The organism is Nannocystis pusilla, assembly GCF_026626665.1.
In the GTDB taxonomy this organism is placed as follows: Bacteria; Myxococcota_A; Polyangia; order Nannocystales; family Nannocystaceae; genus Nannocystis; species Nannocystis pusilla.
This window is the reverse complement of record NZ_JAPNKE010000002.1, coordinates 1563560-1577182: the sequence shown is the minus strand read 5'-3', so window position 1 is coordinate 1577182 and position 13623 is coordinate 1563560. Positions and strand designations below refer to the sequence as shown.

The 13623-nt window shown below is 72.0% G+C and carries 12 protein-coding genes and 3 pseudogenes; 8 read left to right on the top strand and 7 right to left on the bottom strand.

The annotated features are described in order from the left end of the window. From OV079_RS07035 to OV079_RS07010, 6 genes are all read left to right on the top strand, one after another. Positions 1-690, top strand: a complete 690-nt coding sequence (locus OV079_RS07035; protein WP_267766980.1) for a DNA methyltransferase — start codon at positions 1-3, stop codon at positions 688-690. Between the two features lie 274 nt (positions 691-964). After that, the gene (locus tag OV079_RS07030) at positions 965-1366 is read left to right on the top strand and encodes a hypothetical protein (protein WP_267766979.1); all 402 of its coding nucleotides are present in this window, start codon (positions 965-967) and stop codon (positions 1364-1366) included. A 225-nt stretch (positions 1367-1591) separates the two neighbouring features. After that, a complete protein-coding gene (locus OV079_RS07025) occupies positions 1592-3466 on the top strand; it encodes a PQQ-dependent sugar dehydrogenase (RefSeq protein ID WP_267766977.1) in 1875 nt (624 codons plus the stop codon). Further along, positions 3463-3678 (top strand): hypothetical protein, encoded by a 216-nt coding sequence (locus tag OV079_RS07020; protein WP_267766975.1) that lies wholly within the window; start codon positions 3463-3465, stop codon positions 3676-3678. Before OV079_RS07025 ends, OV079_RS07020 begins: the two co-directional genes overlap by 4 nt. Positions 3679-3710: 32 nt before the next feature. Further along, positions 3711-4091: a GFA family protein gene (locus OV079_RS07015; protein ID WP_276602621.1), complete on the top strand. Its 381-nt coding sequence runs from the start codon at positions 3711-3713 to the stop codon at positions 4089-4091. Between the two features lie 275 nt (positions 4092-4366). Then, positions 4367-5071, top strand: coding sequence for a hypothetical protein (locus OV079_RS07010; RefSeq protein WP_267766972.1), 705 nt, complete (start codon positions 4367-4369; stop codon positions 5069-5071). A 58-nt stretch (positions 5072-5129) separates the two neighbouring features. On the opposite strand, the pseudogene rpiA reads toward OV079_RS07010, so the two are convergent. The 4 genes and pseudogenes from rpiA to OV079_RS06990 all read right to left on the bottom strand — a co-directional run bounded on the left by rpiA (position 5130) and on the right by OV079_RS06990 (position 6980). Further along, positions 5130-5773: pseudogene (gene rpiA, locus OV079_RS07005) on the bottom strand (ribose-5-phosphate isomerase RpiA). Positions 5774-5777: 4 nt separating this feature from the next. Beyond that, positions 5778-6017, bottom strand: coding sequence for a hypothetical protein (locus OV079_RS07000; protein ID WP_267766971.1), 240 nt, complete (start codon positions 6015-6017; stop codon positions 5778-5780). Positions 6018-6192: 175 nt separating this feature from the next. Beyond that, positions 6193-6462 (bottom strand): hypothetical protein, encoded by a 270-nt coding sequence (locus OV079_RS06995; RefSeq protein ID WP_267766970.1) that lies wholly within the window; start codon positions 6460-6462, stop codon positions 6193-6195. Continuing rightward, entirely contained in the window at positions 6435-6980 is a 546-nt protein-coding gene (locus OV079_RS06990; RefSeq protein WP_267766969.1) for a hypothetical protein, read from the bottom strand. Before OV079_RS06990 ends, OV079_RS06995 begins: the two co-directional genes overlap by 28 nt. A 188-nt stretch (positions 6981-7168) precedes the next feature. Between OV079_RS06990 and OV079_RS06985 the strand changes: the two genes are divergently transcribed. Beyond that, on the top strand, positions 7169-8041 hold the full coding sequence (locus tag OV079_RS06985) for an acyl-CoA desaturase (protein ID WP_267766968.1): 873 nt from the start codon (positions 7169-7171) through the stop codon (positions 8039-8041). A gap of 112 nt (positions 8042-8153) precedes the next feature. After that, on the top strand, positions 8154-10253 hold the full coding sequence (locus OV079_RS06980; protein ID WP_267766967.1) for a hypothetical protein: 2100 nt from the start codon (positions 8154-8156) through the stop codon (positions 10251-10253). A gap of 157 nt (positions 10254-10410) precedes the next feature. Here OV079_RS06980 and OV079_RS06975 read toward each other — a convergent pair whose 3' ends face one another. The 3 genes and pseudogenes from OV079_RS06975 to OV079_RS06970 all read right to left on the bottom strand — a co-directional run. Then, positions 10411-11124: a tetratricopeptide repeat protein gene (locus tag OV079_RS06975; protein WP_267778476.1), complete on the bottom strand. Its 714-nt coding sequence runs from the start codon at positions 11122-11124 to the stop codon at positions 10411-10413. A gap of 57 nt (positions 11125-11181) precedes the next feature. Further along, positions 11182-11238, bottom strand: a pseudogene (locus OV079_RS57365) (hypothetical protein); the annotation flags it as partial. Between the two features lie 242 nt (positions 11239-11480). Beyond that, positions 11481-13505, bottom strand: a pseudogene (locus OV079_RS06970) (serine/threonine-protein kinase); the annotation flags it as partial. Positions 13506-13623 lie beyond the last annotated feature (118 nt).

Below are 13623 nucleotides of genomic sequence, written 5' to 3'. Positions count from 1 at the left end.
ATGCGCGCCTTCGCCGACGCCTGCGGCCTGGGCGAGCGCGCGGCCCAGCGGCTCGCGCGGGCCGAGCCGGAGCGCCTCGACGCGTTCGTGCTCGCCCACGCCGACGCCGTCGTCCGCCTCGCGCGGCCCGACTACAACGCCGTCAGCGCGGCCGCGCGGGCCATGATCGACCGCTCGAAGGCGGAGCCCGACGTCGTGCTCCGCCTGGAGCGCGACGACCACGACGACTTCTACTTCGTCCGCGGCGAGCGGATCCTCTTCTACGCCGCCAAGCTCAAGCTCATCGACGGTCAGCGCGTCGCCGGCGAGCCGCTCACCACCATCTGGGACGACCTGCTGTCCAACAACCTGCACAACGAGGGCGGCGTCGCCTTCCCCAAGGGCAAGAAGCCCGAGGCGCTGCTGCGCCGCGTGCTCGAGCTGTCGACGCGCCCGGGCGACTGGGTCCTCGACGTCTACGCCGGCTCGGGCACCACCGGCGCCGTCGCCCACAAGCTGCGGCGGCGCTGGATCCTCGTCGAGCGCGGCGAGCACTGCGACACCCTGGTCGCCCCGCGCCTGCGCGCGGTCGTCGACGGCCGCGATCCCAGCGGCGTCACCGCGGCGGCCGGCTGGACCGGCGGCGGCGGCTTCCGCTACTTCCGGATCGAGGCTGACGCATCGGACATGTCCCCGGAGCCATGCCCTTGAGCACCGGTCTCGGGGGACATGTCCCTTCGGTCCGTCAGCAGGGCTCGGCCGACTGGACCCCGCTCCACTGCTCGGCGCACGGCGTGCTGCCCGGGTTGTAGGCGTCAGGTTCCACTCGCCGCAGTCGAGCTCCGACATGCAGGCGCCGAACTCGTCGAGCGCCGCCTTGCGCGACGGGCAGTCGCCCCAGTAGTCGTAGGTCGCGTCGAGGCACTCCTGCTGGTCGCCGTAGTAGGTCCCGCCGCACTCCTTGTAGCGGCGGCAGAACGCCTGCATGCCGTCCTCGCCGGGCAGCACGCCGGGACCGTCGGTCGGCGGCGGCTCGCTCGTGCTCGTCGTCTCGGCCGCGGTCGTCTCGGCCACCGTCGTGCCGGCCGTCGGCTCGCCCGTGGTCGGCCCGGTCGTCTCGTCGACGCCGGTGTCGGTCGCCGCGGTCGCGGCCGTGCCGTCGGTGCCGTCAGTGCCGTCAGAGTCGTCGGTGGCGTTGCTGGGGTTGGACGCGTTGGACGCGTTGCTCGCGTTCGAACCGTTGCTCGGGTCCGTCGTCGTCGCCGCCGTCGGGCTGGTCGCCGAGTCGAGCGGGTCCTTGTCGTCGGAGCAGGCCAGGCTCAGGCAAGCGGCCAGAGCGATGCATGGGGGGATGAGATCGCGGAGGGTCACGGGTCGCGGAACATAGAAAAACGAGGCCCGCATGACCAGCCGCGCAATCGACGCGACGAACGTCGCCCCATCTCCATCGGCATCATCGATGTCCGCGGCGTGGACAATGGTCCGCCGATACGACCGGCGATGCATCGACGCCCCTGCGACATGGACCCAGGACCGTCCTCACGCTGACTCACCGCCCTCGGCCCCTCACGGCCACCCCTGGGCCGCGCGCGAGCCCGGCGTATTCTGGGCCATGCTCCTTATTTTTGCCCATCGGTCCCGGCTGCCGCTGGGCCTCGCCGTCGCGCTGCTCGGTGGTTGCAGCGCGAGCGACGACCGCGGTCCCGAGTGCCTGAACCTCCCGCGTCCGCCCGCGCGGGACGTCGTCGAATACGTGCGGGTCTTCCCCTCCGTGGCGATCGAGGGGGGCGTCGATCTCCTGCTCGACCCGACCGGCGATCGCTGGTACCTCGCCACCCAGAGCGGACAAATCTACACCTTCCCCAACGTCGCCGAGCCGCCCGCGCCGACCCTGTTCGCCGACCTCGCGCCGCAGATCGTCGAGGGCGGCGAGGCCGGCCTGCTCGGCATGGCTTTCCACCCCGACTACGCCGACAACGGCGAGGTCTTCCTGTCGTACACCGGCCCGGGCGGCCCCGTGTTCGAGTCGCGCCTGTCTCGCTTCCACACGAGCGACGGCCTCACCCTCGACCTCGCCAGCGAGGAGCCGATCCTCGTCGTCGACCAGCCCTACACCAATCACAACGGCGGCGACCTCGGCTTCGGCCGCGACGGCTTCCTCTACTTCGGCCTCGGCGACGGCGGGTCCGGGGGCGACCCGCAGAACCGGGCCCAGGACCCGGACAGCCTGCTCGGCAAGCTGCTCCGCATCGACGTCGACGGCGGCGACCCCTACGCCATCCCGGCCGACAACCCCTACGCGGCCGGCGGCGGTCGCCCGGAGATCTTCGCCCTCGGCCTGCGCAACCCGTGGCGCTTCAACTTCGATCGCATGACCGGTGAGCTGTGGGCCGGCGACGTCGGCCAGAACGTGTGGGAGGAGATCGACAAGATCGTCCTCGGCGGCAACTACGGCTGGAACATCAAGGAGGGCCTCGACTGCTTCGGCCAGGACGCCTGCGCCGGCGCCGGCCTCGTCGATCCCGTGGCCCAGTACCGCAACACCGGCGGCGCCTCGGTGATCGCCGGCTTCGTCTACCGCGGCGCCGCCCTGCCCGACCTCGCCGGCCTGTTCCTCTACACCGACTTCTACGGCGAGACCCTGTGGGGCGTCGCCGAGGGCGCGGCCCCGGTCGTGCTCAGCGAGGCCGGCGTGCGCGGCACCGTCGCCTTCGCCGAGGATCAGGACGGTGAGCTGTACGCCCTCGCCTACGGCGGCGGGATCTACCGCCTGCGCGCCGCGGCCCCGCGAGCGGCCCTGTCCTCCCGGACATGCTCTCCGAGACAGGCTGCCTCGACGTCGCCGACCCGCGGCGCCCGCCCGCCGGCGCGGTCCCTTATGCGCTCAACGTCCCGTTCTGGTCCGACGGCGCCGACAAGACCCGCTGGATGTTCCTGCCGCCCAGCCGCCCCGCCGAGGTCGCGGCGGACGGTGACCTCGCGCTGCCTGTCGGCAGCGTCGTCGTCAAGACCTTCGAGCTGGCCGGCGCGCCGGTCGAGACCCGCCTCTTCGTCCACCACGGCGACGGCGACTGGGCCGGCTACAGCTACGCCTGGGACGCGGACGGCGGCGACGCGCGCCTGCTCGCCGGCGGCGAGACGCGCGTCGTCGGCGAGCAGACGTGGATCTTCCCCGACCGCGCCGATTGCATGTACTGCCATTCGCGCGCCGCCGGCCGCACCCTCGGCCTCGAGCTGGCCCAGCTCGCGCGCGAGGTCCCCGGCGACGCGGGCGAGCCGGTCGATCAGCTGCTCCTGCTCGCCTCGAAGGGCGTCCTCGCCGATCCGCCCGCCGCCATACCGCTGCCTCCGATCGCCGGCGACGCCCCGCTGGCCGAGCGCGCCCGCGCCTATCTGCACGCCAACTGCTCGCAGTGCCACCGCCCCGACGCCCCCAGCGGCCGCGCCCGCATCGACCTGCGCCGCGACGTCCCGGCCGCGGCGATGAACCTGTGCGAGGCCACGCCGCGCTCCGGCGACCTCGACCTCGCGGACGCCACCCTGCTCACCCCCGGCGACCCGGCGCGATCGATCCTCTCCGCGCGCATGCACACCCTCGGCAGCACGCGCATGCCCGCGGTCGGCTCCGCGGTGATCGACAGCGAGGGCGCCGCCCTCGTCGACGCCTGGATCGCGGCCCTGCCCGCCTGCCCCGATTGATCGCTGCTATCGTCGCCGCCAACAGGAGCGCCATGCCCCAGGGATCTTGCCTCTGCGGCGCCGTGACCTTCGAGGTCACCGGCCCGCTGCCCCCGCCGAACGCGTGCCATTGCTCGCAGTGCCGCAAACAGTCGGGCCATTACTGGGCCTCGACCGACGTCCCGCGCGAAGCGCTGACGATCCGCGGCGAGGACCGCCTGACCTGGTTCCGCTCCTCGGACAAGGTGCGCCGCGGCTTCTGCTCGACCTGCGGCTCGTGGCTGTTCTGGGACCCGATCTTCGCCCCGAAGATCGCCGTCGCCATGGGCGCCTTCGATCCGCCGACGCACGCTCGCCTGGCCATGCACATCCACGTGGCCGACAAGGGCGACTACTACGACATCGCCGACGACCTGCCGCAGCACCCGCATTGACGGCGCCACGAGCGTGGGCGGCGAGCCCCGTGCTACGTTGACTCGCGCATGCGCCGTCCGCTCCTGCTCCTCGCCCTCGCTTGCCTGCCCGCCTGCAAGACCGCCACGTCGGGCCGGGCCAAGGCCCCCGCGGCGACCGAGTCCGGCGCCTTCGGCACCCCGATCGCCGGGGCGGACGCCTCGCCGCTCGATCCGGCCACCACCTCGTCGGGCGCCTTCGCCAACCCGGGGGCCCGCGGCCCGGTCGAACCGGCGAGCGCGAGCGGATCGGCGACGTGCGCGCCCCCGAGAGCGGCGCGCCGCTCGGGCCGCCCGGCTCCGCCAAGGACCGCCCGCTCCTGGCCTGCGGCACCACCGGCTCCTACGTCGCCGTCGCCGACGCCGAGTGCGAGGACGGCACCCGCCCGTTCGACGGCGACATCCCCAGCGGCATGAAGGCCCGCCGCGGCAACGTCGGCGCCAACAAGGACGGCCACGTCATCGACCTGTACGAAGTGCCATGTCCCGAAGGCCCGCAGAAGATCTTCGTCGACATGTACGCCTGCGACCGCGCCCAGCCGTCGCGCTCCGAGTTCGAGCGCGACACCTACGTGCGCGACGCCTTCCTCGTCGGCGATCACGCCCGCTTCAGCGAGCGCTGCTTCGCCGAGCAGGCCCGCGGCCCCGACCGCGTGTCGCTGATGCTGCAGAGCTGCCTGCCGGCCATGCCCACGGCCCTGCGCGAGCAGGGCAAGGTCGAGGAGGCCCACGGCTGGCTGGCCCGCTACTGCGGCGGCACCCCGACGCCGACGGCCGAGCAGCCCAAGCGGTGGGTCTACTTCCGCAACGTGCTCGAGGCCCTCGACGCCCTGCGCGAGCAGCAGAACCGCGCCGCCAGCGACCGCGCCTACGAGCGCAAGACGGTCGCCGCCGAGTACGCCAAGGTCTGCGAGATCGACCTCAAGGCCTACGAGCGCTGGCTCAAGGACAACCCCGAGTGACGTGGCTCGCGGGACATGCCGCATGGAGCATGTCCGCGAGAGCATGTCCGATCGGGCATCACCACGACCACGGCGGATCGTCGCCGACGATCACGAGGTCGGCCGGGCGGCGGGCGAACAGGCCGACGCTGACGACCCCGGCGATCTGGTTCAGCGCCGCCTCGAGCGCCTCGGGCTCGTCGATCACGAGGCCGTGGACGTCGACGATCCAGCCGCCGTTGTCCGTCACCACGCCCTCGCGCCACACGGGGGCGCCGCCGGTCATCGCCGCGATCGTGCGGGTCACCAGCGCGCGCGCCATCGGGATGACCTCGACCGGCAGCGGGACCCCGCCGAGCCGCGGCACTCGCTTGCTCGCGTCGATGATGCACACGAACCGCTCCGCCGCCGCCGCCACGATCTTCTCGCGCGTCAGCGCCGCGCCGCCCCCTTGACCAGGCGGCGCTGCGGGTCGCAGGCGTCGGCGCCGTCGACGTAGAGCGGCAGCGGCCCGGTGGTGTTGAGGTCGAGCACCGCGATCCCGCGGGCCCGCAGGCGCGCGGCAGTCTGCTCCGAGCTGGCCACCGCCCCGGCGACGCGCCCCGGGTCGAGCGCGTCGATGAAGTGGGCCACGGTCGAGCCGGTGCCCACGCCGATGACCGTCCCCGCGGACACCAGCTCCAGCGCCGCCCGGGCCGCCCGCTGCTTCGAATCGTCGGTCATCGGCTCACATCGGCAGCACCGGCGCGCAGGTCGACACCCCGGCGCCGACCACCAGCAGCGGCGCGTCCTGGGTCAGCACGGTGAGGTCCTGCACCCCGTTCATGTCGCTGTCGTCGTAGTCGAGGTGCGTGACCTCGGAGTTGAACAGGTCGTTGTCGCTGTCCGTGAAGAAGTAAAAGTCGCCGGCGAAGAAGGCGAACGCGAACGCCCCGTTGTTGATCTCGAGCCCGTTGAGCGGCAGCACGTCCAGCGCCGCGCCGGTGGCCTTGTCGGCCTCGACCAGCTTCGACGGAACTGCCCGCCGAAGATGAACGCCCGCCCGTCGCCGGTGCCGGTCAGCTCGGCGCCGTCGAAGTTGGTCTTGCCGAGCTTCGACAGCGCGAAGTTGTTCGGATCGATGGTGAGGAAGTCGCCGACGTTCACGCCCTCGGAGTAGCCGCCGAAGCCGCTGTATGTGTTGCCGTAGATCCGGTCGCACTTGTCGCTGTCGCTGTTCGACACGAACGCCATGCCGAAGTCTTGACCCCGTTCTGGTTGGGCAGAAAGCCCGGGTCGCTGCAGTCGGCGACGTTGGTGACGTCGACCTTGCGCAGCTCGCCGGTGCCGTTGAACTGGACCCACGCGTAGCCGAGGCGGTCGACCGCCATCGAGAAGGTGTTGGTCATGCCGCAGCCGATCGCGCCCAGCATCGTGAAGCTGTTGCTCTCGGGAAGTACTTCCACAGCTCGGCGTCGTCGGACAGGACGAAGATGCCGTCGTCGAGCGGCACCTCGATGTCGTCGGGGCAGGCGCACGCCTCGGGCTCGCCGGTGGTCGAGTCGGTGGTCGTCTCGCCCGTCTCGCTCGTCGTGGTCGTCGAGGTCGACGTCGTCTCGGTGGTGGTCGTGTCGATCGGGTCCGTCGTGCCCGTGCTCGTGCTCGTCGTCGTGTCGGGCTCCGTGGTGGAGCTCGTGCTCGTGCTCGTGCTCGTGCTCGTGCTCGTGCTCGTCGGCGCGGTGGTCGTCGGCGTGCCCGACTCCGACTCGCCCGCCGTCCCGGTGTCCTCCGAGGTCGCACTCGTCGGACCGACGCTCGTGGAGGTGGACGTCGCGTCCGTCATAATTGTGTCACTGGCCGACACCGAGACCGTATCGGTCTGGGCCGCGCCGTCGTCGCCGCAAGCGAGCAGGCAGGAGAGGGCGATAGCGGGCAAGGGCGAAGTTCGCATGGACGGCAGAATAACCCGCCGGCGCGGCCCACCTGGCCCGATCGGCGGCGGGCCCGGCGGAGGTCCCTCATCGCCGGCGAGCCCGGGCCCGGGTGCCCGGGCGGCGGACCCGACGTGCGTCGGCGCGCACTGTCGCTCCCAGGCCGGCCGCTGTGACCTGCGCTCGCCGCTGGTAGCTTGCGGAGGCTTTGTCCACGGCAGTCGAAGTCGAAGATATCGTCCCTCCGCCGGCCACCAGCTCGCCCGCAGTCGGCGGACTCATGTGGAGTCACGTGATCGGCGCCGGGCTGATGCACCTGGTCTGCATCGCGGCCCCGTTCACCTTCTCGTGGAGCGGCCTCGGCGTCGCCGCCGCGCTCTGGTGGCTCGCCGGCGGCGTCGGCATCTGCCTCGGGTATCACCGCCTGCTGTGTCACCGCAGCTTCGCGGTCCCGCGGCTGCTGACGTACGTCATCGTCCTGCTCGGCACCTTGAGCTGGCAGGGCAGCCCGGTGCTGTGGGTCGGCAAGCATCGCCTGCACCACCGCTGGTCCGACCAGGAGCACGACCCGCACTCGCCGCGGCGCGGCCTGTTGTGGGCCCACATGTTGTGGGTCTTCATGCGCGCCGACGAGGACGCCGAGCGCGCGTTCGCCCGCGACCTCCTGCGCGACCCGGTGATGCGGTGGTTCGACCGCTGGCACTACGTCCCGCAGTTCGTCCTGGCCGTCCTGCTCTACGTCGTCGGCGAGGCGTGGCTCGGCCAGGGCTGGAGCTGGGTGGTGTGGGGCATCCCGGTGCGCCTGGTTTTCACGTATCACGCGACCTGGCTCGTCAACTCCGCCGCGCACCGCTGGGGCTACCGCAACTACGAGACCCGCGACGACTCGCGCAACAACTGGTGGGTGGCCCTTCTGACCTTCGGCGAGGGCTGGCACAACAACCACCACGCCCACCAGCGCGCCGCGGCCCACGGCCGGCGGTGGTTCGAGCTCGACGTCACCTACCTCATGATCCGCGGCCTCGCGCTCGTCGGCCTCGCGCGCGACATCGTCGCCCCGCGCGAGCCGCTGAAGTCCTGAGCAGCCGTCTGCGCGCCTGCAGACGGCGCCGGCCCCGGGCCTTGCGTGGGCTCGCGTCGCACCGGGGATCTACGGTGTAGCCGCGGCCGGCGATCTTCGCTGTAATCGCGGCATGCGTTGGAACTTTGTGGCGCTCCTCTCGGCCGCCGGCCTGCTCGCCTGCGGCAACCCCGATCGTCCGGCCGAAAGCGACAGCTTCGTCATCTCCGCCTCCACCTCGCTGAGCACCGGCAACACCGGCAACGGCAGCGACACCACCGACACCGCGACGCCGACAAGCACCGATCCGAGCGGCAGCGGCACCATGGGCGACCCGACCGAAGGGCCGGTCACGGGCACCACGAACGGCACCACGGTCGATCCGGCGACCACCGCGACCACGGGCGAGGACCCCGGCATGGTCGTGTCGATCGAGATCGATCCGCTCGACGCGATCATCACCGTCGTCGACGGCGTGATCCCGCCGAGCACCCAGTACAGCGCCGTCGGCATCACCGACAAGGGCATCAAGATCCCCGTCACCGGCACCTGGTCGTACGACAAGCTCGACCTCGCCGGCATCGGCGATCTCTCGGGCACCTTCACCGCGACTGGTTTCGCCGGCGGCGTCGGCACCGTCACCTTCGAGGGCGCCGGCGAGCTGCCCGCGGCCACCACCACCGCCACCGTCAAGCTGCTGTTCAACGCCGAGCCGAACCCGGTCCCGCCGGAGACCAAGGACCTGTTCCCGATGGCGGTCGACCCCGACCCGTCGATGGTCCTGCTCTACCCGTACGACAAGACCGTGTTCCCGCGCGGCCTCATCGGTCCCACCATTCAGTGGGACGGCGGCGGCGCCAACGACCTCTATTACATCCACGCGTACAGCGAGTTCTTCGAGTACAAGGGCTGGCATGGCGTGCCGCCGCCGTCGCGCTTCGACTTCCCGAAGCTGCCGACCGACATCTGGCTCAAGCTGACCGCCTCGACCGAGGGCGACGTCAAGGTCGACATCGCCCGCTTCGACGGTCAGAAGGCCTACCTCGCCAAGACCCAGACGTGGACGATCGCCCCGGCCAACCTGACCGGCACCGTCTATTACTGGGAGGTCAACAACGGCAACGTCGTGCGCCTCAACATCGGCGCCACCGCGCCCGAGCAGTTCATCCAGAAGCCGCCGGGCGTCACGTGCGTCGCCTGTCACAGCGTGTCGAAGGACGGCTCGCGGATCGCCGCCAGCTTCCACGGCGGCTACAGCCCGTGGAGCACCATCGACGCCGCGTCGGGCAACGTCCTGTACTTCCCCGACATCGCCTCCGGCTTCCAGGCGATCGCGCCCAACGGCTCGCACGTGGTGTGGGGCCAGTCCGACGAGACCGGCGCGCTCAAGCTGACCACCTTCGACAGCTCCACCGTGCTCGCGCAGCTCACGGTGCCCGGCGGCAAGCCGCAGCACCCGGTGTGGTCGAGCGACGGGACGAAGGTGGCGTTCGCGCGCAAGACCGACGGCAACTGGCTCGACTTCAACAACAGCGAGCTGTGGCTGGTCGACATCGACCTGATGACCAACTCGTTCGCCAATGCCCACCAGATCGTCGACAAGATCCCCGGGCTCACGACCACGACGTTCCCGACCTTCTCGCCCGACTCGCAGTGGATCGCGTTCAACCGCCTCAACCAGGCCCGCACCCGCGCCGCGGTCACCGAGGTCTGGCTGACCTCCCTCGACGGCTCCGCGGTGGTGCGCCTCGACAAGGCCAACGGCTTCGGCATCGTCGAGCCCGGCCAGGACCAGACCACCTACGAGCCGACCTTCCTGCCCGTCTCGGTCGGCGGCTACTCGTGGCTCATCATCGGCTCCGAGCGCAAGTACGGCAACACGCTCACCGACACGAACCCCAACACCCGGCGCAAGCAGCTGTGGGTGACCGCCATCGACGGCAACATCACCCCCGGCACCGACCCGAGCCACCCGGCCTTCTGGCTGCCCGGCCAGGAGCTGAACAACTCGAACATGCGCGGCGAGTGGGCGCTGTCGCCGTGCAAGCAGCTCGGCGAGGGCTGTAACGCCGGCTTCGACTGCTGCGACGGCTTCTGCTACGGCGACCCGGCCGTGTGCTCCGACAAGCCCGACACCTGCTCGCACATCGGCGACTCGTGCGAGGTCGACGCGGCCTGCTGCGAGGGCGAAGGCACCTGCATCGCCGGCTACTGCTCGATCCAGCCGGGTTGAGCCAGCGGCTCGTGCGCGCGACCGTCCCCGGCGGCGCCTCGACGAGGCTCGCCGGGGACGCATCCACGATCTACATGCGCTTCGGGACATGCCCTTGCGGGCATGTCCCTTCGAGCATGCGAAAAAGGGCATGTCCGCAGCGACATGCCCCAGATCGCTACTTCGCGTGGCCGGCCAGCCAGACGCGCACCGTCGCCTGCTCGGGCAGGTAGGCGGGGCCGAGGCTCTCCAGAGTGAGCAGGGCCTGGTCGACGAGGGCGCGGCCCTCCGGGGCGAGCGCGCCGGTCACCGCGGCGCGGGCGCGGGCGAGGCCGAAGCGGGCCAGCGCGAGCTCGAGGATGTCGCTGTCGCTCACCGCCGAGTAGATGGCGATGGCGCGCTCGTAGTGGCCGACGGCCGTCCTCGGGTCGCTCCGCGCGAGGGCGAGGTCGCCGAGGCGGAGGCGGATGAAGGCGGCCTCGCTGCTCTCGACCTTGGGGTCGCGCTCGCGCAGGCCCTGGGCCTGTTGCAGGTAGCTGGCCGCCTCCTCAAGGCGCCCGGCGACCCGGTGGGCCTCGGCGATCCGGCGCAGCGAGTCGGCCAGCAGCGGGACGTCGGGCCGCATGCGGGCCTTGCGGATCTCGAGGGCGCGCTGGTACTGCGCCAGCGCGCCCTCGGGGTCGCCGGCGCGCAGCAGCATGTCCCCGTGCTGGTCGTCGACGTCGGCGCTGCGCAGCGCGTCGGCGCCGAAGCTCTGCTCGGCGAGCAGGTGCGCGTGCCGGAAGTGGCGCTCGGCGGCGGCGAGGTCGCCCCGGCAGGTGGCCGCCTTGCCGAGGCCGAGCACGGGCATCAGGGCCGCGGAGTCGAGCGAGGTCTCGCTCGCGCCCAGCACCTGCAACGCGCGCCGGTAGCTGGCGTCCGCCTCGTCGCAGCGGCGCTGGTCCACCGCCAGATCGCCGATGCCCGACAGCACCCAGTGCAGGTCCGCGGCGTCGGGCCCGAGCAGCTCGCTCTGCAGGGCCAGGGCGCGCTGGAAGTAGCCGGCGGCCTCGCGGAAGCGGTGCAGCCCGGTGAAGCCGATGCCGAGGTTGATCGCCAGCAGGGCGACGTGCGGGTGCTTGGGCCCGAGGCTCGACTCGGCGGCCGTGAAGGCCGCGCGCAGTGGCGGACGCCCTCGAGGGCGTTGTCGCTGCCGACCAGGGCCAGGCCGAGGTTGCCGAGCGCGTAGACGACCTGCGGGTGGTCCTCGCCGAGGACGGCCCGGCGCGCGTCGATCGAGGCGACGAAGTACTCGCTCGCCCGCTGGATCTGGCCGAGCACCGCGTAGGCGATGCCGATGTTGTTGAGGTGGTCGCCGCGCAGCTCGCGGCCCTCGCGGGTCGTCTCGACGCGCGCGACCAGGCCGTCGATCAGCGGCGCGTCGCTCAGCACCTCGCGGCTCTGCTGCAGGCGGGCGGCGCGGACGAAGTCGCGGCGGGTGGCGAGCGCGGCGGCGACGACGTCGTGGCCGCTGGCGAGCGCGGTCTGCAAGGCACCGGTGAGCAGGTCGAGGGCCTCGGTGTGGCGCCCGGCCTCGCTGAGCAGGCTGCCGCGGCGCAGGCCGATCTCGGCCACCAGCGGCGGATAGGCGAGGTCGCCGAGCTCGATGCCGTCGACCAGCGCGAGGCCCTGGGTGAACTGGCCCGCGAGCTCGTGCGCCTGGGCCTCGGCCAGCACGCCGCGCAGGCCGGCGACGCGCGCGGCGCTGGCGGGATCGTCGGGCGGCGGGACGGCCTCGGTGAGGGCGCGCGTGTCGTCGCAGCCGACCAGCGCCGGCAGGTTCGCCGCCGCGGCGCCGGCGTTGCCGACCACCTCGGCGTCGGCGCGCTGGAGGATCGCCACGAACGCGGCCAGGCTCTTGTGCCGCTGGTCGAGGCACGCGGTCCGCAGGTCGAACAAATGCGTCGAGGCGCGGCCCTGCTGGTGGGCGCGACAGGCGTCGACGCGCATGCCGACGAGCTCGCCCGCGTAGGTGTCGAGGCGGGCCTTCACGCGCGTCCAGGTGTCCTCGGCGTACGGCACGCCGGTGGCCAGCAGGCCCGCGCGCGCGGCCGCAGCGGCGGGCTCGTCCCACAGCCCGGCGAGCTCGTCGTCGGCGCCCTCGCAGGCGTCGCTCGCCGGGTAGTACGTAGCAGCGGTGACGCCGGCGGCGGTGAGCAGACCGGCGAGGCCGAGGGTCGCTATCCACGGGACGCTCCGGCGCTCGAGCGTGCGCTCGAGCGCCGCCAGCAGCGCGGGCATCGACGGGAACCGCCGCTTCGGATCGACCGCGAGGCCGCGGGTGACGATCTGCAGCAGCGCCGCGGGCACGTGGCTGCCCGAGGGCGGCTCGCGGATGGCCCCGCGCGTCACGGTGTCGGTCAGCGCGAGGAGGCTGCTGGTGTCGAACGGCGAGACGTCGTAGAGCGCCTCGTAGAGGCTGACGCAGAAGCTGAACTGGTCGCTCTTCTCGGTCGCAGGCTGGCCGAGGAGCTGCTCGGGGGCCATGTACGCGGGAGTTCCGACGACCGCGCCGGTGTGCGTGAGGTGGTTATCGAGCGAGCTCGTCAGGGTGGTGTGCAGCGCCGGCGGCGGCTCCTCTTCGACCTCGCGGTCGACCGAGCGAGCCAGGCCGAAGTCGAGGACCTTGACCACGCCGTCGCTGCCGACGATCACGTTGGCCGGCTTGAAGTCGCGGTGGACCAGGCCGGCGGCGTGGGCCACCGCGAGGCCACGACCGGCCTGCAGCAGCGTCTCGACGCGCGCGCGCCAGGGCCGGGCCGCCTTCAACCAGTTGGCGAGGTTCTGCCCGCGCACGAACTCCATGGCGATGAACACCTCGCCGTCGTGGTAGCCGACCTCGTGGACCGCGACGATGTTGGGATGCGAGACGCGGGCCATCGCCTGGGCCTCGCGCAGCAGGCGTTCGCGCGCCTGCGGCTCGCGCTGGCTCGAGTCGTTGCGCAGGATCTTGACGGCGACCTTGCGATCGAGCCGGTCGTCGTACGCGGCGTAGACGATGCCCATCGCGCCCTCGCCGAGCCGCTCCAGGATGGTGAAGCGACCGATGTGGGCCAGCAGCGAGGGGATCGGGCCGGTGATGGGGCGCGCGGGTTGATCGCGGACCGGCGGCTCGGCGCGCTGCGTGACGACGAGGTCGGCGAGTTCGGAGGACCCGGGCGACCGAGGCGGCGCGACCTGAGTAGCCGCAGGCGCGATGATTGTTTGCTCGAGTGCGGTCTTCGACGTCGCCATGGAGGGCAGGCGCCGAGGGGCGCGTCCCGAGGATAGAGGACGTGGCAAGGTTCGCCAGGAACGTCTTGTCGTTCGCCTCCCCGATTGGTCGGCGGCTAATGCGGTAATTTTTCAGCGC